At 53.3% G+C, this 26,539-nt stretch carries 27 protein-coding genes; 9 read left to right on the plus strand and 18 right to left on the minus strand.

Annotated elements, in window-relative coordinates:
• The 6 genes from nuoF to lrhA form a co-directional block, all read right to left on the minus strand.
• Complete coding sequence (gene nuoF / locus LCD46_15440; GenBank protein ID UOY69464.1) at nt 1–1,338, minus strand: NADH-quinone oxidoreductase subunit NuoF; 1,338 nt, start codon at nt 1,336–1,338, stop codon at nt 1–3.
• A complete protein-coding gene (gene nuoE, locus LCD46_15445) occupies nt 1,335–1,835 on the minus strand; it encodes an NADH-quinone oxidoreductase subunit NuoE (protein ID UOY69465.1) in 501 nt (166 codons plus the stop codon). The genes nuoF and nuoE overlap by 4 nt, the downstream gene beginning before the upstream one ends.
• Before the next feature lie 2 nt (nt 1,836–1,837).
• The gene (nuoC, locus tag LCD46_15450; GenBank protein UOY69466.1) at nt 1,838–3,640 is read right to left on the minus strand and encodes an NADH-quinone oxidoreductase subunit C/D; all 1,803 of its coding nucleotides are present in this window, start codon (nt 3,638–3,640) and stop codon (nt 1,838–1,840) included.
• 89 nt (nt 3,641–3,729) lie between these two features.
• A complete protein-coding gene (gene nuoB / locus LCD46_15455; GenBank protein ID UOY69467.1) occupies nt 3,730–4,404 on the minus strand; it encodes an NADH-quinone oxidoreductase subunit NuoB in 675 nt (224 codons plus the stop codon).
• A gap of 15 nt (nt 4,405–4,419) precedes the next feature.
• Nucleotides 4,420–4,860: an NADH-quinone oxidoreductase subunit NuoA gene (gene nuoA, locus LCD46_15460; protein ID UOY69468.1), complete on the minus strand. Its 441-nt coding sequence runs from the start codon at nt 4,858–4,860 to the stop codon at nt 4,420–4,422.
• 630 nt (nt 4,861–5,490) lie between these two features.
• Nucleotides 5,491–6,429: a transcriptional regulator LrhA gene (gene lrhA, locus LCD46_15465; GenBank protein ID UOY69469.1), complete on the minus strand. Its 939-nt coding sequence runs from the start codon at nt 6,427–6,429 to the stop codon at nt 5,491–5,493.
• A gap of 936 nt (nt 6,430–7,365) precedes the next feature.
• Here lrhA and alaA point away from each other — a divergent pair.
• Both alaA and yfbR read left to right on the plus strand, forming a co-directional pair.
• Nucleotides 7,366–8,580, plus strand: a complete 1,215-nt coding sequence (gene alaA, locus LCD46_15470; protein UOY69470.1) for an alanine transaminase AlaA — start codon at nt 7,366–7,368, stop codon at nt 8,578–8,580.
• A 94-nt stretch (nt 8,581–8,674) separates the two neighbouring features.
• The gene (gene yfbR, locus LCD46_15475) at nt 8,675–9,274 is read left to right on the plus strand and encodes a 5'-deoxynucleotidase (GenBank protein UOY69471.1); all 600 of its coding nucleotides are present in this window, start codon (nt 8,675–8,677) and stop codon (nt 9,272–9,274) included.
• Between the two features lie 40 nt (nt 9,275–9,314).
• Here yfbR and LCD46_15480 read toward each other — a convergent pair whose 3' ends face one another.
• The 4 genes from LCD46_15480 to LCD46_15495 all read right to left on the minus strand — a co-directional run bounded on the left by LCD46_15480 (nt 9,315) and on the right by LCD46_15495 (nt 12,936).
• Nucleotides 9,315–11,147, minus strand: coding sequence for an SLC13 family permease (locus tag LCD46_15480; GenBank protein ID UOY69472.1), 1,833 nt, complete (start codon nt 11,145–11,147; stop codon nt 9,315–9,317).
• A 76-nt stretch (nt 11,148–11,223) separates the two neighbouring features.
• The gene (locus LCD46_15485; GenBank protein ID UOY69473.1) at nt 11,224–11,883 is read right to left on the minus strand and encodes a sugar phosphatase; all 660 of its coding nucleotides are present in this window, start codon (nt 11,881–11,883) and stop codon (nt 11,224–11,226) included.
• An 11-nt stretch (nt 11,884–11,894) separates the two neighbouring features.
• Nucleotides 11,895–12,389, minus strand: a complete 495-nt coding sequence (locus LCD46_15490) for a YfbU family protein (GenBank protein ID UOY69474.1) — start codon at nt 12,387–12,389, stop codon at nt 11,895–11,897.
• 91 nt (nt 12,390–12,480) lie between these two features.
• Nucleotides 12,481–12,936 (minus strand): DUF412 domain-containing protein, encoded by a 456-nt coding sequence (locus tag LCD46_15495; protein UOY69475.1) that lies wholly within the window; start codon nt 12,934–12,936, stop codon nt 12,481–12,483.
• 337 nt (nt 12,937–13,273) lie between these two features.
• On the opposite strand from LCD46_15495, the gene ackA reads away from it, so the two are divergent.
• Together ackA and pta are read left to right on the plus strand one after the other, a co-directional pair.
• Complete coding sequence (gene ackA / locus LCD46_15500) at nt 13,274–14,476, plus strand: acetate kinase (protein ID UOY69476.1); 1,203 nt, start codon at nt 13,274–13,276, stop codon at nt 14,474–14,476.
• A 76-nt stretch (nt 14,477–14,552) separates the two neighbouring features.
• Nucleotides 14,553–16,694 (plus strand): phosphate acetyltransferase, encoded by a 2,142-nt coding sequence (pta, locus tag LCD46_15505; protein UOY69477.1) that lies wholly within the window; start codon nt 14,553–14,555, stop codon nt 16,692–16,694.
• A 44-nt stretch (nt 16,695–16,738) separates the two neighbouring features.
• On the opposite strand, the gene LCD46_15510 is transcribed toward pta, so the two are convergent.
• The 5 genes from LCD46_15510 to LCD46_15530 all read right to left on the minus strand — a co-directional run bounded on the left by LCD46_15510 (nt 16,739) and on the right by LCD46_15530 (nt 20,721).
• A complete protein-coding gene (locus tag LCD46_15510; GenBank protein ID UOY69478.1) occupies nt 16,739–17,692 on the minus strand; it encodes a transketolase family protein in 954 nt (317 codons plus the stop codon).
• Nucleotides 17,685–18,515: a transketolase gene (locus LCD46_15515; GenBank protein ID UOY69479.1), complete on the minus strand. Its 831-nt coding sequence runs from the start codon at nt 18,513–18,515 to the stop codon at nt 17,685–17,687. The genes LCD46_15510 and LCD46_15515 overlap by 8 nt, the downstream gene beginning before the upstream one ends.
• On the minus strand, nt 18,512–19,903 hold the full coding sequence (locus LCD46_15520; protein ID UOY69480.1) for a PTS ascorbate transporter subunit IIC: 1,392 nt from the start codon (nt 19,901–19,903) through the stop codon (nt 18,512–18,514). The genes LCD46_15515 and LCD46_15520 overlap by 4 nt, the downstream gene beginning before the upstream one ends.
• A gap of 21 nt (nt 19,904–19,924) precedes the next feature.
• Nucleotides 19,925–20,197 (minus strand): PTS sugar transporter subunit IIB, encoded by a 273-nt coding sequence (locus LCD46_15525; GenBank protein ID UOY69481.1) that lies wholly within the window; start codon nt 20,195–20,197, stop codon nt 19,925–19,927.
• 80 nt (nt 20,198–20,277) lie between these two features.
• Nucleotides 20,278–20,721 carry a PTS sugar transporter subunit IIA gene (locus tag LCD46_15530; protein ID UOY69482.1) on the minus strand — a complete coding sequence of 148 codons (444 nt, stop codon included), beginning with the start codon at nt 20,719–20,721 and terminating at the stop codon, nt 20,278–20,280.
• 235 nt (nt 20,722–20,956) lie between these two features.
• Here LCD46_15530 and LCD46_15535 point away from each other — a divergent pair, with 235 nt between their 5' ends.
• Nucleotides 20,957–21,976, plus strand: a complete 1,020-nt coding sequence (locus LCD46_15535; GenBank protein ID UOY69483.1) for a LacI family DNA-binding transcriptional regulator — start codon at nt 20,957–20,959, stop codon at nt 21,974–21,976.
• A gap of 3 nt (nt 21,977–21,979) precedes the next feature.
• On the opposite strand, the gene yfcD is transcribed toward LCD46_15535, so the two are convergent.
• From yfcD to yfcF, 3 genes are read right to left on the minus strand one after another with little or no spacing between them, the layout of a single operon-like run.
• Nucleotides 21,980–22,534, minus strand: coding sequence for an NUDIX hydrolase YfcD (gene yfcD, locus LCD46_15540; GenBank protein ID UOY69484.1), 555 nt, complete (start codon nt 22,532–22,534; stop codon nt 21,980–21,982).
• Between the two features lie 55 nt (nt 22,535–22,589).
• Complete coding sequence (gene yfcE / locus LCD46_15545) at nt 22,590–23,141, minus strand: phosphodiesterase (protein UOY69485.1); 552 nt, start codon at nt 23,139–23,141, stop codon at nt 22,590–22,592.
• 56 nt (nt 23,142–23,197) lie between these two features.
• Entirely contained in the window at nt 23,198–23,842 is a 645-nt protein-coding gene (yfcF, locus tag LCD46_15550) for a glutathione transferase (protein UOY69486.1), read from the minus strand.
• 139 nt (nt 23,843–23,981) lie between these two features.
• Between yfcF and yfcG the strand changes: the two genes are divergently transcribed.
• From yfcG to LCD46_15570, 4 genes are all read left to right on the plus strand, one after another.
• Nucleotides 23,982–24,611: a GSH-dependent disulfide bond oxidoreductase gene (gene yfcG, locus LCD46_15555; GenBank protein UOY69487.1), complete on the plus strand. Its 630-nt coding sequence runs from the start codon at nt 23,982–23,984 to the stop codon at nt 24,609–24,611.
• A gap of 67 nt (nt 24,612–24,678) precedes the next feature.
• The gene (folX, locus tag LCD46_15560) at nt 24,679–25,047 is read left to right on the plus strand and encodes a dihydroneopterin triphosphate 2'-epimerase (protein UOY69488.1); all 369 of its coding nucleotides are present in this window, start codon (nt 24,679–24,681) and stop codon (nt 25,045–25,047) included.
• Between the two features lie 13 nt (nt 25,048–25,060).
• Nucleotides 25,061–25,954: a TIGR01777 family oxidoreductase gene (locus tag LCD46_15565; GenBank protein ID UOY69489.1), complete on the plus strand. Its 894-nt coding sequence runs from the start codon at nt 25,061–25,063 to the stop codon at nt 25,952–25,954.
• A gap of 44 nt (nt 25,955–25,998) precedes the next feature.
• Nucleotides 25,999–26,508 carry a GNAT family N-acetyltransferase gene (locus LCD46_15570; GenBank protein ID UOY69490.1) on the plus strand — a complete coding sequence of 170 codons (510 nt, stop codon included), beginning with the start codon at nt 25,999–26,001 and terminating at the stop codon, nt 26,506–26,508.
• The last annotated feature ends 31 nt before the right edge of the window (nt 26,509–26,539 follow it).

A 26,539-nucleotide genomic window follows, 5' to 3' on the forward strand; every position in this document is an offset into this window, starting at 1 on the left:
TTACCAGCGCGCTTTCAGCAGGTTCGGCTGAATCCCATTAATGGCATGGGTATTGCTGAACGGCTGCTTGATGCCTGCTTCGAATTCGTCGCGGAAATATTTAATCGCGCTCTGCAGTGGCTCGACGGCACCCGGTGCGTGGGCACAGAAGGTTTTGCCTGGGCCCAGGAATCGACACAGTTGCTCAAGTGTCTCAATATCACCCGGCTGGCCTTCGCCACGCTCGATAGCACGCAGGATCTTCACGCTCCACGGCAGACCATCACGGCACGGTGTACACCAGCCGCAGGACTCGCGGGCAAAGAACTCTTCCAGGTTACGCACCAGCGACACCATGCCGATCTCGTGGTCGACGGCCATCGCCAGCGCCGTACCCAGGCGGCTGCCTGCTTTACCAATGCTTTCGAATTCCATTGGCAGATCAAGGTGGGCCTCGGTCAGGAAGTCTGTCCCTGCCCCACCCGGCTGCCAGGCTTTGAATTTCAGGCCATCACGCATACCGCCAGCATAGTCTTCAAGAATTTCACGTGCGGTGGTACCGAACGGCAGCTCCCAGACGCCAGGGTTTTTCACGCGACCGGAGAAGCCCATCAGCTTGGTACCGGCATCTTTGCTTGAGGAGATGCCCTGATACCACTCCACGCCGTTCGCGAGGATAGCCGGAACGTTACACAGGGTTTCTACGTTGTTTACGCAGGTCGGTTTACCCCATACGCCGGAGCTTGCCGGGAACGGTGGCTTGGAACGCGGGTTCGCACGACGACCTTCCAGGGAGTTAATCAGCGCGGTTTCTTCACCGCAGATGTAACGCCCGGCACCGGTGTGCACGAACAGTTCGAAGTCAAAACCGGTGCCCAGAATATTTTTACCGAGCAGACCCGCTTCGGTGGCTTCGGCAATCGCGCGACGCAGGTTTTCTGCCGCCTCGATGTACTCACCACGCAGGAAGATGTAGCCACGGTACGCTTTCAGCGCGAACGCGGAGATCAACATACCTTCCACCAGCAGGTGCGGCAGTTGCTCCATCAGCAGGCGGTCTTTATAGGTGCCCGGCTCCATTTCATCGGCGTTACACAGCAGGTAACGGATGTTCATGGATTCGTCTTTTGGCATCAGGCTCCACTTCAGACCCGTGGAGAAGCCTGCACCACCGCGCCCCTTCAGGCCGGAATCTTTTACCGCGTTAACGATATCGTCCGGTGCCATGCCACCCAGGGCTTTGCGCGCACCGGCATAGCCGTTTTTGCTCTGATATTCGTCGAGCCATACCGGCTGTTTGTCATCGCGCAGACGCCAGGTCAGCGGATGGGTCTCAGCAGTACGAATTACCGTTTTCATTTGTACTGCTCCAGCAGGTCAGGAATGGCTTCCGGCGTCAGATGGCTGTGAGTGTCCTCATCAATCATCATGGTCGGCCCCTTGTCGCAGTTACCCAGGCAGCAGGTTGGCAGCAGAGTAAAGCGACCATCGAACGTGGTCTGGCCCGGCTTGATATTGAGCTTCTTCTCAATTGCTGCCTGAATGCCCTGATAACCGGTAATGTGACAAACGACGCTGTCACAGTAGCGGATCACATGGCGGCCTACCGGCTGACGGAAGATCTGGCTGTAGAACGTGGCTACGCCCTCTACGTCACTGGCCGGAATACCCAGCACTTTTGCGATCTCATAGATCGCCCCATCCGGCACCCAACCACGCTGTTTCTGTACGATTTTCAGCGCTTCAATGGACGCCGCACGCGGGTCTTCGTAGTGGTGCATCTCGTGCTCAATGGCGGCACGCTCTGCTTCACTCAGCTCAAAAGCCTCGGTCTGTGGTTGTTGATTTTCGTGCATAATTAGCGGTCCACATCTGACATAACAAAATCGATACTACCCAGATACACAATCAGGTCGGAGACCAGACTGCCGCGGATGGCGGACGGGATCTGCTGCAGATGCGCAAAACTCGGCGTACGCACGCGGGTACGGTAGCTCATGGTGCTGCCGTCACTGGTCAGGTAGTAACTGTTAATACCCTTGGTCGCTTCAATCATCTGGAAGGATTCTTGTGCCGGCATGACCGGGCCCCAGGAAACCTGCAGGAAGTGGGTGATCAGGGTTTCGATATGTTGCAGCGTGCGCTCTTTCGGCGGCGGCGTCGTCAGCGGGTGATCCGCTTTGAACGGGCCTTCCGGCATGTTGTTGAGGCACTGCTCAAGAATGCGCAGACTCTGGCGCAACTCTTCCACTTTCAGCATCACGCGGGTGTAGCAGTCGGAAACACCGCCGCCAACCGGGACTTCAAAGTCGAAGTTCTCGTAGCCAGAGTAAGGACGGGCTTTACGCACGTCAAAATCAATACCGGTCGCACGCAGACCTGCACCTGTCGTACCCCACTCCAGCGCTTCTTTCGCACCGTAGGCAGCAACGCCCTGGGAACGGCCTTTCAGAATGGTGTTACGCAGTGCGGCTTTCTCGTAAGAGGCCAGACGTTTTGGCATCCAGTCGAGGAATTCGCGCAGCAGACGGTCCCAGCCGCGCGGCAGGTCGTGTGCCACACCGCCAATACGGAACCAGGCAGGGTGCATACGGAAACCGGTAATTGCTTCAACCAGATCGTAGATTTTCTGACGGTCGGTAAAGGCGAAGAAGACCGGAGTCATCGCACCCACGTCCTGAATGAACGTAGAGATGTACAGCAGGTGGCTGTTGATACGGAACAGCTCGGACAGCATAACGCGGATCACGTTAACGCGATCCGGCGTAACGATACCCGCCAGTTTCTCAACGGCCAGCACGTATGGCATTTCGTTTACGCAGCCGCCGAGATATTCGATACGGTCGGTATACGGAATGTAGCTGTGCCAGGACTGACGCTCCCCCATCTTCTCAGCACCACGGTGGTGGTAGCCGATGTCAGGCACGCAGTCGACAATCTCTTCGCCGTCGAGCTGAAGAATAATACGGAATGCACCGTGCGCAGACGGGTGGTTCGGACCGAGGTTAAGGAACATGAAGTCCTCGTTGTCGGTACCGCGCTTCATGCCCCAGTCTTCCGGCTTGAAGGTCAGCGCTTCCATCTCCAGATCCTGCTTGGCTTTGGTCAGCTCAAACGGATCGAATTCGGTGGCACGTGCCGGGTAGTCTTTACGCAGCGGGTGGCCAGTCCAGGTATGCGGCATCATGATGCGCGTCAGGTGCGGGTGGCCATCGAAGGTCATGCCGAACATTTCCCAGGTTTCACGCTCATACCAGTTGGCGTTCGGGAAAAGTTTGGTGATCGTCGGCAGATGCATGTCGTTTTCAGACAATGCCACCTTGAGCATGATATCCGTATTGCGGTCTATTGAGATCAGGTGGTAGAAAACGGAAAAATCCGCAGCAGGGAGGCCCTGGCGGTGGGTACGCAGACGTTCATCCATGCCGTGTAAGTCAAACAGCATGACGTACGGTTTTGGCAATTTCTTGAGGAAATCGACAACTTCCAGTAATTGCTCACGCTTCACCCAAACAACGGGTACCCCGGTGCGGGTAGCCTGAACAGTAAAGGCATCCGGCCCAAAACGGTTGCGCAGTTCGCCAATGACTGGGTCATCCAGATGATCCCGTGTCTGCCAGGCGGCTTCTTGCGCGGTTAAGTCGGTCATATTGTTCACCATTGCAAATGGTCCGTGGTGACTGTTGAGCCTGGCTTCGCGCTATTTGAGTAGTGATATGCGAAGGTGTTCTCCAGGCCTACAGGCGCAAATTAAATTTCGTCAGGCGTACGCAGATTGGTGACGGCAATACGTTCACCACGTTTACGCTCGCGCTCAGACTGCATGTTCGCGCGATACACACCCTGATCGCCAACAACCCACGACAGTGGGCGACGTTCTTTACCGATAGACTCCTGCAGCAGCATCAGCGCCTGCATGTAGGCTTCCGGGCGTGGCGGACAACCCGGGATGTACACATCCACTGGGATAAATTTATCTACGCCCTGCACGACGGAATAGATGTCGTACATACCGCCAGAGTTTGCACATGCGCCCATGGAGATAACCCATTTTGGCTCCAGCATCTGGTCATAAAGACGCTGAATAACAGGTGCCATCTTGGTAAAGCACGTACCGGCTACCACCATCAGGTCAGCCTGACGTGGGGAAGCACGCAGTACCTCTGCCCCAAAACGCGCAACGTCATGCACCGCAGTGAATGACGTCACCATTTCAACGTAGCAGCAAGAAAGGCCAAAGTTGTAAGGCCAGATGGAGTTCTTACGACCCCAGTTGACCATATCGTGCATGGCATGCTCGAGTTTGCCCATGTACACGCTTTTATTGACTTCTTGCTCCAGGGGGTCGGTTACGATCTCCTGTTTTTGCAGGGGGTAACGGTCATTCTCACCGTTAGGATCTATGCGGGTGAGCGTATAATCCATCTTATTGCCTCGCTGTTACTGCTGACGATTAGAGATACTGTTTTCCGGGTTGATGTGTTCACGACGTGAACGCGCAGGCGTCCAGTCAAGCGCGCCAATGCGCACCAGATAAACCAGACCGGCCAGTAGCACTAAAATGAAAATTGCGGCCTCGACAAAGCCCACCCAACCACTTTCGCGGATGGACGTTGACCATGCGAAAAGGTAAAGCGCTTCCACGTCAAAGATGACGAAGAACATGGCTACCAGATAGAACTTGGCAGACAGGCGTAAGCGAGCGGAACCTACTGAATCAATACCTGATTCGAAAGGTGTGTTTTTGTGCCTTGCACGGGCGCGACCGCCCAGGAACCAGCCGCCGACTAACATCAGGCAGCACAGGCCAATGGCTACAATAAGAAAGATTGCGAATGCCCAGTGATGAGCGATGACTTCTGTGGATGTTGACATACTCATTGCTTACTCATCAAAAGTGATACCTACGACACTGCTCTTGCTGGCAGATGGGCATCACATCGATTCATGGGGAGGAACAAATAACCTTACACTAACTGTCAGAAATGAGACGGAGACAGCAAAATGATGGGGTTTTTTACTCCTTTCTATAACCTTTTGTCAACTTTAACAAAGGTTTCTTCACATTAAATTACATCGAGCGATTCTCATTAACATTTGGTGCCCTTTAAACCTGGTGGGTACATGACTTTCCGTCAAATGTATGTTGTTGAATCGTGTCCGTTTCGGAAGTAAAAAAAATAACCCTCCTATTTTGACAGGATTTGCCAGCGATTCCTCCCCCCAAATAGGAGTATTTTCTTGATCTGCGACACGCTTTTGTTAATTCAACCGGAAAAACGGCAACATATTTCCTGTTTTTTTAACATGGGAGAGATGTGGATGAAGTTAGAACGGGAAACGGACAAGTTTTCAGCAAAAGCATTTAGCCTATTGATAAATAGAGAGTATCCTGAAAATCCATGCGCCATAAGCGGGTATTATTGCCAAAAAAAAGCCACTGCATGCGAAAATGGCATGAGCGGCTTTTTTTTACACTTACATTTTGTTACCAGAATTTTGAGCTATCGATCACTCAAAATCCCCTTCAACGATCAGGGAATCATCCCCCCCTTCGGAGGTAACGTGTTCGAACTGCCACGGGTTATGGTAGTTTTCCATTGCCTCGAACACCACTTTCGCCAGCTCGTTATGGGTGGACGAGTTATGGCAAAGCAGATATTCGGTATCGGGCAACACCGGAAGACCATCAGACTTACCCAACACACGCAGATCAGGGCTCATCATCTCTACCGGGCGTGCCGTTACGCCAAGTCCTGCTTTCACAGCAGCGCGAACCGCTGGCAACGTGGAAGCCACGTACGCTAAACGCCACGGAATATTGGCTTCATTTAACGCCGTCAGCACCATATCGCGGAAAGGACTCGGGTCATCCAGTAAAACCAGTGGAACAGGCTCCCCTTTTTGCAACACATATTCTGCTGCGCAATACCAGTGCGTTGGCGATGTACGCAACGTCAGGCAATCAAACTGCCCGGGACGATGCGTGGTGACCACCAGGTCGACCTTTTTCTCATCTAACATCTCAACCATAAAGGCATTGCGTTTTACGCTCACATCCAGCGCAAGCTTCGGATAAACCGAACTAATTCGATTGAGAAGGAACGGCAATATCGTATCTGCTGACTCATCAGATGCCCCTAAGGTTAACACCCCCTGGAGGTTGCTAAACATTAATGACATACATGCTTCATCATTAAAGCGAAGAATTTTCCTGGCATAACCCAGAAGCTGAATACCGTGTTCCGTTAAGAGCTTATTACGCCCGTGACGGGCAAAAAGCTCTTTACCAACCAGTTGCTCCAGCCGCTGCATTTGCTGGCTAACGGCGGACTGGGTTCGGCAAACGGCGGCAGCAGCAGCTGCAAAAGTGTTGAGATCGGCGACCGCAACAAACGTTCTCAGCAGATCGAGGTCGAGATTCATTATCGGACGATTTGCATTTATCATATCTATTCACTTTCAGGTTGCTCGTGCGGAGCTGCCCGGGTTGAAGCTGTGTGTAACAGTTAAGCAATTCCCTCTGAAGGTTTTCCCTCGCATCCCGGCCCGGCAGACTGCCTGACAGATAGTTATTGTGCTGCTTTATATCAACAGTCAGAAAGCACGTTTCATGACGTTATTTTTATTCTCTTAAACGTTCAGGATATTTAGATGTTCGCAGGGTTATGTAAATTACATTAAAGGTACAACACCTTTTCTGCCATCTATATCGCAGCGCTGTCAACGTAGCGGGAAATGTTCGACACATCCCAGCCAGAGATAACTCCAACAATAACAATCAATTAATTCAGATAAGCAGTTCCAGATAAACAAAACATATGCATCTGATGCCTGCTTTCCTGAAAGACATCTTAACCCAAATCCACTTTATTTATAAGTCTTATTGCAATATTGCGGATTAAAACGGGTTGTTAACCTTCTAAACTGATTTTATTAATATTAACTAAAGTTGCATTTTGTTCGTTAATAATAAATAAATTTTAATTTAGATTAAGGTCTTTCATTAATAATGCTTAACATTAATTTCACATGAGTAACTTTTAGCCACATCATGCTATTACGGTCAAATGTAGCAAGCATTCAGGTTTTACGAAAAGTCACGCAGCGTGACTTCCCACTCGGTGCCGCTCGCCAGTTATTTTCGCCAGAACAATATACAGCATTTTTCCAAATGAACAGTACAATTAACCTAAGCATGTGCTGTGTGCATAACTTTAAGACAGTAAAGAGGCGTATCTATAGCGAAATAGATTCGCCAGACTTTTGCTCTCTTCACAAAATCTTCTACTGCACACCCTTCAAAACGAAGCGAGGGGGGAGTACATTATTCCGTGCTGACTTCCACGGCAGGGAGTGGCAATAATAGCAAAAAGGTTAAGGTTCATGTCCCCTATCGAAAAATCCAGCAAGCTAGATAACGTCTGTTATGACATCCGTGGCCCGGTTCTGAAAGAGGCAAAACGCCTGGAAGAAGAAGGCAATAAGGTTCTTAAACTCAACATTGGTAACCCTGCGCCATTTGGTTTTGAAGCGCCGGATGAAATTCTGGTTGATGTGATCCGCAACCTGCCCACCGCACAAGGCTATTGCGATTCAAAAGGACTTTACTCCGCGCGTAAAGCTATCATGCAGCACTATCAGGCTCGCGGTATGCGTGATGTTACCGTTGAAGATATCTATATTGGTAACGGCGTCTCTGAACTGATCGTGCAGGCGATGCAGGCGCTGCTGAACAGCGGCGACGAGATGCTGGTACCTGCGCCGGACTACCCGCTTTGGACGGCAGCCGTATCATTGTCCAGTGGGAAAGCGGTGCACTACCTGTGCGACGAGTCTTCTGACTGGTTCCCGGATCTCGATGATATTCGCGCGAAAATCACCCCCCGTACCCGTGGCATCGTGATTATCAACCCGAACAACCCAACGGGTGCGGTCTATTCCAAAGAACTCCTGATGGAGATCGTCGAGATCGCCCGTCAGCACAACCTGATCATCTTTGCCGACGAAATTTACGACAAGATCCTGTACGACGCGGCGCAGCATCACTCTATCGCCGCGCTGGCACCAGACTTGCTGACCGTGACCTTTAACGGTCTGTCTAAAACCTACCGAGTGGCCGGTTTCCGTCAGGGCTGGATGGTATTGAACGGCCCGAAAAAACACGCCAAAGGCTATATTGAAGGGCTGGAGATGCTGGCCTCCATGCGTTTATGTGCCAACGTACCGGCGCAGCACGCGATCCAGACGGCGCTCGGTGGCTATCAGAGCATCAGTGAGTTTATTGTCCCTGGCGGTCGTCTGTACGAACAGCGTAACCGCGCATGGGAACTGATCAACGACATCCCTGGCGTATCCTGCGTAAAGCCGAATGGCGCGCTCTATATGTTCCCGAAAATTGACGCGAAGCGCTTTAATATTCATGACGACCAGAAAATGGTGCTCGATTTCCTGCTGCAGGAAAAAGTGCTGCTGGTTCAGGGAACGGCGTTTAACTGGCCGTGGCCGGATCACGTGCGTATCGTGACGCTGCCGCGCGAAGACGATCTCGAAATGGCCATCAGCAGATTCGGGCGATTCCTTTCCGGCTATCATCAGTAATCTTAAAAATCAGGCTACCTCGGTAGCCTGATTTGCATCTTCCCTCCCCTCCCCGCACAATGAAGTCTGTCGCAGTGAAGACAAAAGGTACCTTATGAGTCAGAGTCATTTCTTTGCCCACCTCTCCCGCCTGAAACTCATCAACCGCTGGCCGCTGATGCGCAACGTGCGCACTGAGAATGTATCGGAGCACAGTTTGCAGGTTGCCATGGTTGCTCACGCGCTGGCCGCTATTAAAAACCGCAAATTTAACGGCCAGGTCAACGCGGAACGCATTGCCCTGCTGGCGATGTACCATGACGCGTCAGAAGTGCTGACCGGCGATCTGCCTACGCCAGTGAAATATTTCAACTCACAGATTGCGCAGGAATATAAGGCCATCGAGAAAATTGCCCAGCAGAAGCTGATCGATATGGTGCCTGAGGAGTTACGCGATATCTTTGAGCCACTGATCGATGAGCATCAGTACACGGAAGATGAAAAGTCGCTGGTCAAACAGGCCGACGCGCTATGTGCCTACCTGAAGTGTCTGGAAGAACTCTCTGCAGGAAACAACGAATTTTTACTGGCGAAAACGCGTCTGGAGAAAACGCTTGAATCCCGCCGCAGCGAAGAGATGGATTATTTTATGCAGGTGTTTGTACCGAGCTTCCATTTATCGCTGGACGAGATTAGCCAGGATTCGCCGTTGTAACTTTTGCCGGGTGGCGGCTTCGCCTTACCCGGCAAAATTCTCAGAACGGGAACAGGACCGGTATCAATACCACGCACACCAGCATCACCAGCACGGTGAACGGCACGCCCAGTTTCACAAAATCGCTGAATCGGTAGTTCCCCGGCCCCAGTACCAGGGTATTGACCGGTGAAGAGACTGGCGTCATAAACGCTGCTGATGCCGCCATCGCCACCATCATCGCAAAGGGATACGGCGACACGCCCATGGATTTCGCCATCGCCAGCGCAATCGGCGCCATCAATACCGCCGTCGCGGTGTTTGAGATAAACAGACCGATGGTGGCGCACATAATAAACAGGCAGATCATCATCATGTACGGCCCATACCCGCCGCCAACGTCCATCAATCCTTTAACGATCAGATCTACCCCGCCGGTTTTTTGCAGCGCCAGGGCGAAGGGCATCATCCCGACGATGAGAATAATGCTCGGCCAGTGAATCGCTTTATACGCACTTTCGGCGTCAATACAGCGGAATTTTCCCATCAGTAAACAGGCGATAATCGCCGCCACAGGGTTAGGTATTTCATCGGTCAGCATCAGCGCTACCATGAGTACCAGACAAAAAATGGCGTGGGGAGCCTGACTGTGGGCCGGAGAGGCATCGCTCTCCTCAACTGGCATGTTGAGCACCACAAAATCACGCCCTTTTTGCCCGAGCTGGCTGATGAGCTTCCAGTTACCGACGACCAGAAAAATATCCCCCAACTGGATAGGCTCATCCACGACGGCCCCATCCATCGCGACGCCATCACGCTTCAATCCCACCACGTTTAAACCATAGCGGGTTCGGAAACCGATTTCGCGCACGGTTTTACCCAGTAGTTCCGATTCCGGGATCAGCGACACTTCGGCCATGCCGACATCGAGCGCCTGGTCTGAGAAATACTCTCCGCGAAGTACCATCGGCTCCAGCATTTGCTCGCTGCAGAATTCACGTAGATCCACATCTGCGGTGGACATATCAATCAGCAGGACATCCCGCGCACGGAATTCCGAAACCCCGTTAACGTTGACGATAACCCGGCGAAAACGACGCCAGCGCTCTACACCGATCACATTCGCGCCATAACGTTCACGCAGCCTCAGGTCGTCAAGCCGCTGCCCAACCATCGGCGAACCGGGGCGAATGGCCAGACGGCGCGCACGCCCTGTGAGGCGGTACTCTTTGATCAGATCGCGGAAGGTACGTCGCTTCCAGCCCTCTTTGGTTTTATCCTGCTTTTCCCCTTTCAGAGCAAAACGGGTCAGCAGCATGTAGACCACGCCCAACAGAAGAATGACCAACCCAAGCGGGGTTACGCTGAAAAAACTGAACCCCTGGAATCCTTCCCGGATCAACTCGCTGTTAACAACCAGGTTTGGCGGCGTTGCCACCAGCGTCATCATACCGCTGATCAAACCCGCAAAACTCAGAGGCATCATCAGACGCGACGGCGAGGTCTGCATCCGCATGGAAACACTCAGCACCACCGGGATAAAAATCGCCACCACGCCCGTTGAGCTCATAAACGCCCCCAGCCCGGCGACGGTCAGCATCAGATAGATCAACATCTTTGTTTCACTGCTACCGGCCACCTTCACCAGCCATGCTCCCATGATGGTCGCTACGCCGGTACGCACCAGTCCATCGCCAATAATAAACAGGGCGGCAATCAGAATGACGTTGGGATCGCTAAACCCGGAGAAGGCTTCCGGCAGCGTGAGCGTACCGCTCAGCACAAAAGCAACGATGATAAACAAGGCGACCGCATCCATACGCACCTTGCCCGTGGCGAAAAGAATGATGGCGATTAAAAGCAGGCTAAGGACCCAAATCAGTTCACCGTTCACAACATGTCCTTGTCAGTGGGAGATGAGAATTTTTTACCATAAAAAAGCCCCAACAAGGTGGGGCTATATCATGGGATTACATTTTCAGCGAGACGGTTACAACGCCGTCTGGTGCTTTTGAAACAGCCAGTGCCGTCAAAGAATCAAGTACAAAGTCCGCTTCACTCAGCCGGGGGGAACCCGTCGGAACGTTGACGGCGATAACGTGGCTACCGGCGTTTAACCCGGCAAGGACGCCTGCTGCTGCATCTTCGACCACTACACACTCTGCCGGAGCGAGCCCCAGCAATTCAGCACCCAGTAAAAAAGCGTCCGGTTCCGGTTTTCCGCGCTTAACGCGCTCCGCCGTGATAAACACTTCGGGCGTTGGCAGACCTGCCGCCTTGTGTCGGGCGTGAGCAACCGGCACGGAACCGGAGGTGACAATCGCCCACGGGATCTGCGCCTCGTTCAGATGTTCAAGCAGTTCGCGCGCGCCCGGTAACGCGGTGATGCCGTCCGTATCGGTGGCTTCAATGTGTTCCAGGTATTTGAACTCCGCCTGAATGTCGTCCTCAGAGCGTCCGGCCAGGAAGTGCCTTAGCGAGGTTATGGCCTGTTTGCCATGGATAAAATTCAGCACCTCCTGATGGTCGATACCATGTCTGTCAGCCCAATGGCACCAGGAGCGCTCCACAACCGGCAGCGAATCCACCAGCGTACCGTCCAGATCAAACAGAAAACCTCTACACTGCACACGCACCTCCGTCAGGCATTAATGATTTGTTGAATTTCGTTGCTGCTTAAATGGTACTGGCGCGGACAGCCGTGCCACGCGCTCAACATGCGCTGGTATTTATCCCACATTGGGGTCTGCGCGTTGAAGCCGTGAGTGCCCGCATCAAAGTGGGTATAACGCCCCTCGGTATTCACCATAAAGCGAACATAGCTCAGATAACGCGCTTCTGTAGCAGCATCAAAGCCTAAGAAGGTGACACGGCGCTCGTCAATGGACTGCTGATCTTTAAGATTCGTCCAGGACACATGCAGGGCGTGATACATCTCCATAATGTCGATCACGATGCGGCAGGTTTCTTCTTTCAGCTCACCAAACTCGCGATCCAGTTCGCGCATTTGCAAACCAAAACCGCGTTCGACGATGGTCTGCAGGCGGCTGTAGCGCGCAGCGTTATCGGGATCAAGCATAGTCATCATCTTGTACTGGTTAGACAAAATCAGACGTTGAGCATGGGTCATTTCCATCTTTCGACTCCTGTAGCGCATTGCACTTAAAAAAAAGACACGGTAACTGATTGTTACTGTGCCTTCTTTTAATAGTCGTTTCGATGATCAATCACAAATCATCGAGGAATGTTTTATCAAGTTGCTTAAAAGCTCGCTTAAGCGTGTCGGCCAGCGCCTGGTAATCCGGCTTGCCTTCGACCGGGGCAAGCGCCTGGCCTGCCTCTTCCAGTTTTCCGCGCACTTCATAAAACCAGTGTAAAATAGAAGGCGGAAGCGGTGTGATGGAGCGTTTACCTAACCACCAGAGCCCCTGCATTGGCAGACTTAACGCGAAAAGCGCCGTCGCGACCGCCGGACCAAGCTGACCGCCCAACGCGATTTGCCAGCACAGGGTAAAGATAGCGACGGGAGGCATAAATCGAATCGCATAGCGCGTTGCGCGGATGGTACGATTCTCTATAAACATGGGTGCAAGACGCTTTTCCATCGGCCACGTCTTTGCGTAATGCTGTCCCCGACGAAACAGACTAAAGAAATTTACGGTCGGGTTCTCTGGTGTCGACATGGCTGTACCTCAACTTCACATATAAAATTTAAAATTTTCGTGCAAAACCACAACAGGCGATGACAACGTTCAAAATATTTTGTCATCCCTACCCCGTATCGGGTATCCTGTGCCAGCCTGATAGGGCCATAGACGAGAATCATTAACTCGTCAAATTATCGCATATTATGCCATTGTCTGAAAAATGTTCAAAATGGCATAAAATCATAGGTATTTCTTTCATCATGCCAGAATGTTCGTTTGGCATGATGTTAATCATAAATGTCTGAGTCATCATGCGTTACGCTGTTAGACTCACTGACGTTTTTTTAGCCACGTATCAATAATAGGTACTTCCATGTCGAGTAAGTTAGTACTGGTTCTGAACTGCGGTAGCTCCTCACTGAAATTCGCCATCATCGATGCGCTCAACGGTGACGAATACCTCTCTGGTTTGGCCGAATGTTTCCATCTGCCTGAAGCACGTATCAAGTGGAAGATGGACGGCAGCAAACAAGAAGCGGCTTTAGGTGCAGGCGCCGCTCACAGTGAAGCGCTGAACTTTATCGTTAACACTATTCTGGCACAAAAACCAGAACTGTCTGCTCAGCTGACTGCGATTGGTCACCGTATCGTCCACGGCGGCGAAAAATACACCAGCTCCGTCGTGATCGACGACTCTGTTATTCAGGGCATCAAAGATGCTGCCTCATTTGCACCGCTGCACAACCCGGCGCATCTGATCGGTATCGCTGAAGCGCTGAAATCCTTCCCGAATCTGAAAGATAAAAACGTGGCTGTGTTTGACACCGCGTTCCATCAGACTATGCCGGAAGAGTCTTACCTCTATGCCCTGCCATATAGCCTGTACAAAGAGCACGGCGTTCGTCGCTATGGCGCGCACGGCACCAGCCACTTCTATGTAACTCAGGAAGCTGCAAAAGTTCTGAACAAACCGGTTGAAGAGCTGAACATCATCACCTGCCACCTGGGCAACGGTGGCTCTGTTTCTGCTATCCGCAACGGTAAATGCGTTGATACCTCCATGGGTCTGACTCCACTGGAAGGTCTGGTGATGGGTACCCGTTCCGGTGACATCGACCCGGCAATCATCTTCCACCTGCACGACACCCTGGGCATGAGCGTTGATCAGATCAACAAGATGCTGACCAAAGAGTCTGGCCTGCTGGGTCTGACCGAAGTGACCAGCGACTGCCGTTATGTTGAAGACAACTACGCAGAAAAAGAAGACGCTAAACGTGCAATGGACGTTTACTGCCACCGTCTGGCGAAGTACATCGGCTCTTACACTGCGCTGATGGAAGGCCGTCTGGACGCGGTTATCTTCACCGGTGGTATCGGTGAGAACGCGGCAATGGTGCGTGAACTGTCCCTGGGCAAACTGGGCGTTCTGGGCTTCGACGTTGATCACGAGCGTAACCTGGCTGCCCGTTTCGGCAAGTCTGGTTTCATCAACAAAGAAGGCACCCGCCCGGCTATCGTTATCCCAACTAACGAAGAGCTGGTCATCGCGCAAGACGCAAACCGTCTTACCGCCTGATTCCACACCGCCAGCTAAGCTGGCGGTGCTGTTTTGTAACCCGCCCAATTTCGGCGGTAACGAAAGAGGATAAACCGTGTCCCGTACTATTATGCTGATCCCTACCGGAACCAGCGTCGGCCTGACCAGCGTCAGCCTTGGCGTTATCCGTGCTATGGAACGCAAAGGCGTTCGTCTGAGCGTCTTTAAGCCAATCGCCCAGCCTCGTGCCGGTGGCGATGCGCCAGACCAAACCACCACCATCGTTCGCAAGAACTCCAATCTGCCAGCGGCTGAACCGCTGAAGATGAGCCACGTTGAGTCTCTGCTGTCCAGCAACCAGAAAGACGTGCTGATGGAAGAGATCATCGCCAACTACCACGCTAACACGCAAGACGCGGAAGTGGTGCTGGTTGAAGGTCTGGTCCCGACCCGCAAACACCAGTTTGCCCAGTCTCTGAACTTCGAAATCGCGAAAACCCTGAACGCAGAGATCGTTTTCGTGATGTCTCAGGGCACTGATACCCCTGAGCAGCTGAACGAGCGTATCGAACTGACTCGCAGCAGCTTCGGCGGCGCGAAAAACACCAACATCACTGGCGTAATCGTTAACAAACTGAATGCGCCAGTTGATGAGCAGGGCCGTACTCGCCCTGATCTGTCCGAGATCTTCGACGACTCCTCCAAAGCGAAAGTCATCAAAGTTGATCCGGCTAAACTGCAGGAATCCAGCCCGCTGCCAGTACTTGGCGCGGTACCATGGAGTTTCGATCTGATTGCCACCCGTGCAATCGACATGGCGCGTCACCTGAACGCCACCATCGTTAACGAAGGCGATATCAATACCCGCCGCGTGAAATCCGTGACCTTCTGTGCGCGTAGCATTCCGCACATGCTGGAACACTTCCGCGCAGGTTCCCTGCTGGTAACGTCCGCAGACCGTCCTGACGTCCTGGTTGCAGCGTGCCTGGCCGCGATGAACGGCGTGGAAATCGGCGCTATCTTGCTGACCGGTGCCTACGAGATGGACCCGCGCGTCAGCAAACTGTGCGAACGCGCGTTTGCCACTGGCCTGCCAGTCTTCATGGTGAACACCAACACCTGGCAGACCTCTCTGAGCCTGCAGAGCTTCAACCTGGAAGTACCGGTTGATGACCACGAGCGTATCGAGAAAGTTCAGGAATACGTTGCGGGTTACATCAACGCAGACTGGATCGAATCCCTGACGGCGACCTCCGAGCGCAGCCGTCGTCTGTCTCCTCCTGCGTTCCGTTATCAGCTGACCGAGCTGGCGCGTAAAGCGGGCAAACGCGTTGTTCTGCCAGAAGGCGACGAACCTCGTACCGTTAAAGCGGCGGCTATCTGTGCAGAACGCGGCATCGCGACCTGTGTGCTGCTGGGCAACCCGGACGAGATCAACCGCGTAGCGGCCTCTCAGGGCGTTGAGCTGGGTGCCGGTATCGAAATCGTTGACCCGGAAGTGGTTCGCGAAAGCTATGTTGCACGTCTGGTTGAGCTGCGTAAGAGCAAAGGCATGACCGAAGCCGTTGCGCGTGAACAGCTGGAAGACAACGTAGTGCTGGGTACGCTGATGCTGGAGCAGGACGAAGTTGACGGCCTGGTTTCTGGTGCAGTTCACACCACTGCGAATACCATTCGTCCGCCATTGCAGCTGATCAAAACAGCGCCAGGCAGCTCTTTGGTTTCGTCCGTGTTCTTCATGCTGCTGCCTGAACAGGTTTATGTTTACGGTGACTGCGCGATTAACCCGGATCCAACTGCAGAGCAGCTGGCTGAAATCGCTATCCAGTCTGCTGACTCCGCGATTGCCTTCGGCATCGAACCACGCGTGGCCATGCTCTCTTACTCTACCGGTACCTCCGGTGCAGGTAGCGATGTAGAGAAAGTCCGTGAAGCAACTCGTCTGGCACAGGAAAAACGTCCTGACCTGATGATCGATGGCCCTCTGCAGTACGATGCTGCGGTTATGGCTGACGTTGCGAAATCCAAAGCGCCGAACTCTCCGGTTGCAGGTCGCGCGACCGTGTTCATCTTCCCTGATCTGAACACCGGTAACACCACCTACAAAGCGGTACAGCGTTCTGCAGACCTGATCTCCATCGGGCCAATGCTGCAGGGTATGCGCAAACCTGTGAACGACCTGTCCCGTGGTGCGCTGGTAGACGATATCGTCTACACCATCGCGCTGACCGCGATCCAGTCTTCACAGCAGCAGTAAGTTTTACTGCAACAAAAAGGCGACCCTCTGGTCGCCTTTTTTATTTACAGCAGCTCACGCGCCGCCGACACAATGTCATGTGCCGTCAGGCCATACTCCTTCTGCAGGAAATCCTGTGTCCCCACCTGGCCATAACGCTCCTTCACGCCAACCCGACGCATCGGTACCGGGCAGGTTTCTACCAGCACTTCCGCAACGGCTGAACCCAGCCCGTTATGAATACTGTGGTTTTCGCAGGTGACGATACGCCCGGTTTTCTCGGCGTAGTTTTTCACCAGCATCCGGTCGATAGGCTTCAGGGTAAACATGTCGATGACCGCCGCGCTGACGCCCTCCTTCTCCAGCTGACGCGCCGCTTCCAGCGCTTCCGCCACCATAATGCCATTGGCAATCAGGGTAATATCGGTGCCTTCGCGCAGCACATTGCCTTTGCCGATGGTAAACGTCGAGCCAGGCGCGTACACGCTCGGTGCTTGCTTACGGATGGTACGTACCCAGTAGAAGCCTTCGAGGTCGATAAGCTGGCGCAACACGTCTTCAAACATTACCGCGTCGGTGACTTCCAGCACCACCGAGTGCGCCAGACCGCGAACGATACCCATGTCTTCAAACGACATATGCGTTCCGCCGTTGTGACAGGCCGTCACGCCTGCATCTGAAGCTATCACCTTCACGTTGTTGCGCTGGTAGTCAAGGGACATAAACAGCTGATCAAAACAGCGACGGCTGGCGAAGGCGGTAAAGGTATGAACAAACGGTTTACGCCCGGTGAGAGACAACCCTGCAGCCGTACCAATCACGTTCGCTTCCATGATGCCGCAGTTAATCACATGCTGCGGATAATCACGCGCCACGCTATCCATCGCCATAGAGCTCATCAGATCCGCTTCAAGGGCGATAATCTCACTTCCCGCCTCAATCTGCTTAGCCACAAAACTCGCGTAGACTTTACGCATCTCAATGGCATCTTTCTGTCCTGCTGGTGCAACCTTAATCATGTGTAGCCTCCAGTTGGCGGATAGTCTCATCGAGGGCCGCTTTGCTCTCTGCGGTCAATCGCAGATGGTGCGAGTTACTGAGCTGCTCCAGATACGGCACCCCCTGCCCTTTAATGCTGTCCAGGATCACCACTCTTGGGCGAGCATCTTTCGCCGGAACCAGAGAGGTCACTTCCAGCAGCGCCGGAATATCGTCTCCTTTGACCGTCACCACGTCATAGCCAAAAGCGCGGAATTTTCCTTCCAGGTCGAACGCACAGATAATATCGTCCAGCTCGCCATCCAGTTGCTGCTTGTTCCAGTCCACGAATATCGTCAGGTTATTCAGACGATGGTGCGCAATAAACTGGAAGGCTTCCCAGCACTGTCCTTCGTTCAACTCGCCGTCACCGACGATGCAGAAGACTCTGTTTGGCCGCCCTGCCAGCTTGTGCGACAGCGCCATTCCCCCGGCAATGGATATCCCTTGCCCCAAGGATCCCGTGGTGGCATCCACGCCACGCGTTTTCAGGCGATCCGGATGGCTTGGCAGTCGGGTACCGTTCTGGTTCAGCGTGCTCAGTTCTTCCACCGGGAAGTAACCCTTGATCGCCAGCGTGCTGTAGAGCGCCGGGCCCGCATGACCTTTCGACAGGACAAAGTAGTCACGCTCTGGCCAGTCCGGATCGGCCGGGTCGGTTTTCATCACCGCGCCGTACAGCACGGCCAGCGTTTCAACCACCGACATACTGCCACCGTAGTGTCCAAAGCCCAGCTGCGTCAGGGATTTCAGCGTCTCAAGACGGATCTGACGCGCGAGTTCGGTTATCTCTTTCTCATTCATGATTTGGCTCCGGTGTTTTCCTGCGCGTTACCGCCTGCAGGTTTGTTTTTCGCGAAGACGTTGTACGCCACCAGCAGCGCGAATAGCGCCACAACCAGCCCGGTAATGGCAAGCGGCGACAGGAAGCGCGCCAGATTGCCGAGCACAATCCCAACCGCGCCGAAATCTGCGTCCGAGAACGTTGTGTTAGCAAAGCCAATTGCGCCCAGCACCGGTAATAGCAGTACCGGCAGGAAGGTGATCAGCAGCCCGTTGGCAAAGGCGCCAATCATTGCCCCGCGACGTCCACCGGTGGCGTTACCGAACACGCCCGCCGTTGCGCCGGTGAAGAAGTGCGGCACCACGCCCGGGAGTATCAGTACCCAGTTAAACTGGCCGCAGATGATCAGCCCCACAATCCCACCCAGAAAGCTGAACAGGAAGCCAATCAGCACCGCGTTTGGTGCATACGGATAGACCACCGGGCAGTCCAACGCCGGGCGCGCATTGGGCACCAGTTTTTCCGAGAAGCCGGTAAAGGCCGGAACGATTTCCGCCAGGATCAGGCGCACACCCTGCAGGATGATGAACACGCCCGCCGCGAAGGTAATCGCCATGATGATGGCGTAGACCAGGTAGTTCTGACCGCCGCTGAAGGTGGCCTCAACGTATTCACGCCCGGCACTCACCGCCATGATCAGATAAATAATCATCATGGTCAGCGAGATGGAGATTGAGCTGTCGCGAAGGAAGCTCAGGTTCTTCGGCAGGTTCATCTCTTCGGTTGAGCGGGAGCCTTTGCCAACCTTGCTGCCAATCCAGCCGGAAAGCACATAGCCCAGCGTGCCGAAGTGACCAAAGGCGATATCGTCGTTACCGGTGATACGCTTCATATAACGCTGCGCAATCGCCGGGAAGAAGGCCATCACCAGACCGAGGATCAGCGAGCCGGTAAAGACCAGCCCTACGCCCTCAAAACCTGCCACCGTCAGGATCACACCAATCATGCACGCCATGTAAAAGGTGTGATGCCCGGTCAGGAAGATATACTTCAGGCGGGTAAAACGGGCGACGATAATATTCGCCACCATCCCGAAGGCCATAATCAGTGCGGTCGCGGCACCGTATTTTTCCAGCGCAATCGACACAATCGCTTCATTGTTTGGAATAATCCCCTGGATAGTAAAAGCGTGCTCAAACATGCCGCCTAAAGGATTTAATGAACCTACCAGTACTGTGGCACCACCACCCAGCACAATAAATCCCAGGATAGTTTTAATTGTCCCTTTCACCACGTCCGAAAACGCTTTTTTCTGTGCAACCAAACCGATTAACGCAATTAACCCCACCAGCACCGAAGGGACTTTTAATATATCAACAACGAAATTCAGCGTTTCAAGGATAAACATATCCACCTCGCCTTATCAGGGTTATTGTCTTTCGAACCAGGCACGCAGTTGCGCTTCAAGTTCGTTGATGTCGATGATGTTGTTGATCACCACCAGCTGGCTTTCCGGAACGCTGGCGCTGGCCGCAATGTCTTTTGCCATCACGAACAGGTCGGCCGCGCCCGGTGTGGCCGAGGAGAGATCGGAGTGTTCAACCTCGGCCTCAATCTCCAGCTTTTTGAGCACCTTTTTGATATTCATTTCGACCATAAAACTACTGCCCAGGCCAGAACCGCAAATAGCCATGATTTTCATTGTTGTCCCCTTTTTTTGAGTAGAGCACGCCCCATCACGCCGGCGCGTAATGTTGTGAAAAATCGAATTAAAGAATTAAATCAGAAGCGGTCAATAATCGTTTTAATTTCCTCCAGGGTATTTGCCTGATGCAATTCAGCCATATCTTCATCGCTGGAAAATAGCTCAGCCAGTGCAGAAATCATCTCGATATGGCTATGTTTGTCCGGCGCCGCGAGCATAATAATGACATCGACAGGGTCAAACTCACCGGCACCAAAAGAGACGCCCTGTTTTAGTTTTAATAAAGACAACCCCAGTCCTTTGGCGCCTTCCTCCGGCCGCGCATGCGGCATCGCCAGCCCTGGTGCCAGCACATAGTAAGGTCCTAATGTACGATGTTGTTCAACGATCGCCGTGACGTATTCCGGCGCGATCACCTGCAGATCCAGCAACGGTTTTGCACAGATCTCCAGCGCCTGTGGCCAGCTTTCAACGCTTTCCTGAAGCGTGATGGTTGTATCATATATCCATTTATTCAGCACTTTTCACTCCCGTCACACTGCAAAAGATGAGCAAACTTTATTCAACACATCAATACTTGGCTGCGATCAAGATCACAAAGATAGCGCTACCAACCGCTAACATTCAGAAATGTGATAGCGCTATCAAATTGTAATCATGGAGTGAAATCACAGCAAAAAAAGGGATTTAGGGCGTATACTGCCTGTCACGTGAAACGAAGGAAAATAAGAACGCGTCTGGTCAGCAGGAAGGTGTATGTCTCTAACCCGAAAACGGCGCAGTACCGGTAAAGTGACACTCGCCGATGTCGCACAGCTTGCCGGTGTGGGCACGATGACCGTGTCCCGTGCACTCCGCACGCCCGAACAGGTTTCCGATAAACTGCGAGAAAAAATTGAAGCCGCGGTGCAAGAGTTAGGTTATATGCCCAATCTTGCGGCCAGTGCACTGGCCTCAGCCTCGTCATGGACGATTGCGATGGTCGTTCCTAATCTCTCCGAGGCCGGCTGTTCAGAGATGTTCGCCGGGCTACAGCAGGTGCTGCAGCCTGCCGGCTATCAGATCATGCTGGCAGAATCCCAGCATCGTCTTGAACAGGAAGAGAAGCTGCTGGAGACACTGCTGGCGTCGAATATTGCCGCCGCCATTTTGCTCAGTGTTGAACACACTGACACTGTTCGCCACTGGCTGAAAAATGCCTCCATTCCGGTAATGGAAATGGGGGCCATGCGTGCCGATCCGATTGATATGAATATCGGGATTGATAACGTAGCGGCCATGTACGAACTGACGGAAATGGTCATTAAGCGCGGCTATCAAAATATTGGTCTGCTGTGCGCCAACCAGGAACAGTGGATTTTCCAGCAGCATTTACAGGGCTGGTACAAAGCGATGCTTCGCCACCATATGTCACCGAACCGGGTCATTAACGCTGCCATGCCGCCAGTTTTCTCGACCGGCGCCGCGCAACTGCCGGAATTCCTGCTGGCATGGCCTGAACTGGATGCGCTGGTGTGCGTCTCAGACGAACTGGCCTGTGGCGCGCTGTATGAATGTCAGCGCAGGCGAATCAAGGTACCAGACGATCTGGCGGTGGTAGGCTTTGGCGACAGCGATGTGAGCCGCGTCTGTCAGCCGCCGCTGACGACGATGGCAGTGCCGCATCGTAAGATTGGGATTGAAGCAGGGAAAGCACTTCTGGAACGTCTGAATGACGGAGACTGGCGCGATCAAAAGCCCATCGCGTCCAGTCTGTGTCTGCGAGAGAGTTGCTAAGGCTTACTCAGCCTCTTCCTCTTTCTCTGATTTGGTCGACTCGTTATTCGCGTTACGGCTCATCCACAGTGCCAGCGCTTTTAATGAATCTGGAGTGAACTCGTCGCAACGCGCGGTAATTTCTTCCGGCGTCATCCAGTTCACTTCGCTGACTTCTTCTTCCTGCAGGGCAAACGGCCCGTGAGAGACGCAGCTAAACAACCCGCCCCAGACGCGGCAGTTTTCATCCTCAAAATAGAACTGCCCATGTTCGGCAAACGGTACGCCCGCAATACCTAACTCTTCTTCCGCTTCACGACGCGCGGAATCCAGCAGCACTTCATCAGCCTGGACCACACCGCCTGCAGTGGCATCCAGCATACCCGGGAGAAAATCTTTGGTGTCCGTGCGGCGCTGAACCAGAATTTTACCCATACCGTCATGAACAACGATATATGTCGCACGATGACGCAGACGTTCCGCACGCATTTGTTCGCGGCTGGCCTGCGCGATCACTTCATTCTCTTCGCTGACAATGTCAACCCACTCTGTACTTGCCAAATGATTCTGCTCCACCATCGGGAAACCTTCTCGTCTAAGCGCTCTTTCGGCGCGTTTGCAGTTGAGGTGTAACTTACGGATTAATCGCTACCTGCGCAATAACTTGCTGATCATTAAGTGCGATAACGCTTAACGTATTTCCATCGAGCATGCCATAGCTCGCAGGGTATCCGCCTTTGGGTATGCTGACCGACCCCGGGTTAAAGTGATAAATCTCACCGCGCTTTTCAGCAACCGGAATATGAGTATGACCGTAAACCAGGACATCGCCAGCCGCCAGCGTCGGGAGATTATCCGGGCTAAAAAGATGCCCATGCGTCAGAAACAGGCGACTTTTTTCCAGCAGTACCTGTTGCCACGGCGCGGTAAGAGGAAAATGCAACAGCATCTGATCGACTTCGCTGTCGCAGTTACCGCGAACGGCGATGATGCGCGAGGCATGCTGGTTGAGCTTTTCCGCCACTTGCGCCGGGGCATAGCCTTCCGGTAGCGCATTACGCGGTCCGTGATTGAGCACATCGCCCAGAATGATCAGCCACTGCGCACCGCTTTGCGCAAACAGGGAAAGAACTCGCTCGGTAGCGGGCAGCGATCCATGGATATCCGACGCAAACATTAGTTTCATCAGTCACTCCTCGGGAAAACAAACTACCCTTATCATACCTGAAGCGCCAGGGGTTATCAGCCCGCACGCTTAGCGGAGAGTGCCACATAGCGCTGCACAGAGGCTCGCTGCCATTGAAACGCAGCATAATCCACCAGCAGTTGCGGCACTTCATCACCGTTGAGGATTAAGCGGTTTAACATCAACGCCAGATCGGCGTCGGCAATGCACCACTCGCCGAACAGGTTCGGGTTGCCATGCGCAAGCAGTGAGGTGGCGGTTTCAATCAGTTTTTGCGCGCTTTCTGTGCCTTCTGCGCTCAGGGCTGGTTTTTTCACCCCGGCAAACACAACGTCTGTCGAGCGTTCCACGCGAATCGGTACCAGATCGCTACGCAGCCACGCCTGAATCTGCCGCGCCCGGGCACGCTTTTGCAGATCGTGAGGGTAGATACGTTCCCATTCTGGTGGCGCGAAGCGATCTTCCAGATATTCATCAATCGCTGACGATTCGCTCAGCGCAAATCCATCTATTTCCAGCACCGGTACACGTCGGGTCAGGTCGTAGCCCTGCCACTGCGGCTTGAGATGTTCACCACCATCAAGATCAACGGTCTTCAGCGTAAAAGTGAGCCCCTTTTCAGCCAGCGCAACGTATACGCTCATTACATAGGGAGAAAAGAAATTCGCATCGGACCACAATGTGATTACAGGCTGGTTCATAACATCCTCATCGGCTGATCGGTTTTTACTCAACATATAATCTCTTTGCCTTGCTGTCACTTGATGAAAACTCACGATTTACAACAACCACCTATACTCATTTTCATGACGCCATTCTTCACATGGAGAAGAGTTGAAAATGATCGACCTTTATTATGCCCCTACCCCAAACGGCCAAAAGATCACCCTCTTTCTTGAAGAGGCCGAACTGGATTACCGGATCATTCGCGTGGATATCAGCAAAGGCGATCAATTTAGCCCTCTCTTTCTGGCTATCTCACCAAACAATAAAATCCCAGCCATCATAGATAACCAGCCAGTGGATGGGGGCAGACCATTGAGCCTGTTTGAATCCGGCGAAATTTTGCTCTACCTGGCGGAAAAAACCGGCAAACTGTTGAGCGGTGAATTGCGTGAACGCCCCCATACTTTGCAATGGCTGTTCTGGCAGGTGAGTGGGCTGGGTCCCATGCTGGGGCAAAATCACCATTTTACCGCTTACGCCCCGCAGCCCATTCCCTATGCGATAGAACGTTACCAGGTAGAAACTCAACGGCTCTATGGCGTCCTGAATCGTCGCCTGGAGAAAACGCCGTGGCTCGGGGGCGATCATTACAGTATTGCTGATATCGCCTGCTGGCCATGGGTGAATACCTTCGAAAAGCACCGAATTGACCTGGCCTCTTACCCGGCGGTGAACAACTGGTTTGAGCGTATTCGGACCCGCCCGGCCACCGAACGCGCGATGCAAAAAATTCAGCAAATTTAACCCTGTATGAGGCTGGGTGCCTCTCATGTATTATGAGCCGGAAATACTGACACGGAGAAGACCTGCAATGTCACAGCCAGACGCTATTATTCGTATAAAAAATTTACGCCTGCGTACCTTCATCGGTATCAAAGAGGAAGAGATCGCCAACCGTCAGGATATTGTCATTAACGTGGTGATTCACTACCCGGCAGATAAAGCGCGGGCGAGTGAAGACATCAATGATGCGCTGAACTACCGCACCATCACCAAAAACATCATCCAGTACGTGGAAAATAACCGCTTCTCTCTGCTGGAAAAATTAACTCAGGATGTGCTCGACATCGCACGCGAACATCACTGGGTCACTTATGCTGAAGTAGAGATCGATAAACTTCACGCCCTGCGTTATGCCGATTCCGTCTCCATGACGTTAAGCTGGCAACACCAGGCGTAAACCTGGAGGTTGTATGAAGATTTTGCTGACCGGCGGTACAGGATTGATTGGTCATCATCTCGTTGCGCGCCTGCAGGCGCTGCATCACGACATTACCGTTGTGACGCGCAGCCCGGAGAAAGCGCGCCAGGTGCTGGGGACGGGTGTCGACATCTGGAAAAATTTGTCCGAGCAGCAAAATCTGGACGGCTTTGACGCCGTCATCAACCTGGCAGGCGAACCCATCGCCGATAAACGCTGGACGGAAGAGCAAAAACAGTTGCTCTGCAGCAGTCGGTGGAACATTACCGAAAAGCTGGTTGAGCTTATCCGCAATAGCCACACCCCGCCTTCGGTGTTGATTTCAGGCTCAGCAGTGGGCTATTACGGCGATCTCGGCGAAGTGGTAGTGACCGAGGAAGAGCCCCCCCATAACGAGTTTACCCACAAACTCTGCGCCCAGTGGGAACGCATTGCCTGTGCCGCGCAGAGCGATCGCACCCGCGTCTGCCTGTTGCGTACCGGCGTAGTGCTTGCGCCGAAAGGCGGCATTCTGGCGAAGATGCTTCCCCCTTTCAGGCTCGGGCTCGGCGGCCCCATAGGTAATGGCCGCCAGTATATGGCGTGGATCCACATTGACGATATGGTGAACGGCATTCTCTGGCTGCTGGATAACGATCTGCGCGGGCCGTTTAACATGGTTGCGCCGTATCCGGTGCGTAACGAACAGTTTGCCCACGCGCTGGGGCACGCCCTGCATCGTCCGGCGATTTTACGTGTCCCTGCAACGGTAATTCGCCTGATAATGGGGGAAGCATCGGTGCTGGCATTAGGTGGGCAACGGGCGCTGCCAAAACGGCTGGAAGCGGCCGGATTTGCGTTCCGCTGGTATGAATTAGAAGAGGCGCTGGGGGATGTAGTACGGTGAATATGTTACAGTGACAGACCATGTTCCGAATAAATGGCGTAACAATGGCAACGATCACCACTCCCCGGCTTCACCTCACTCCTTTTGAACCCACTGACTGGGCCTTCTTCCGCTCGCTGCGAGAAGATCGCAGCATCATGCGCTATATGGCCGCCATCGCCCCGGAAAAAGAAACCCGACGCGTGTTTGCCGCGCGACTCACTGCTGCCCATGTATTTGTCATTCGTTTGCGGGATGATGACACACCGCTTGGTGACATTGGCCTGCAAATCAGCCCTGAGAATCGTGAAGAGGCCGATATCGGCTATACGGTTGTGCCTGCCGCGCAGGGAAAAGGGATTGCCAGCGAGGCGCTGCGCGCGGTGTGTGACTATGCGTTTAACCAGACCGGCGTGAAAGCGATTAACGCCTACGTGCTGGCAGATAACGGCGGCTCGGTGCGGGTATTAGAGAAAGCCGGATTTGTGCGTACGCAGGTGCTGGAAAAAGCGTATGAAATTGACGGCGTGCGCTATGACGACTGGGTGTATCGGCTGGAGTGCGGTACAGTTTGATGCCGCACTCCAGCCCTCTCCCAAAGGGGAG

It is taken from the genome of Enterobacter ludwigii, from assembly GCA_023023105.1.
Lineage (GTDB): Bacteria > Pseudomonadota > Gammaproteobacteria > Enterobacterales > Enterobacteriaceae > Enterobacter > Enterobacter adelaidei.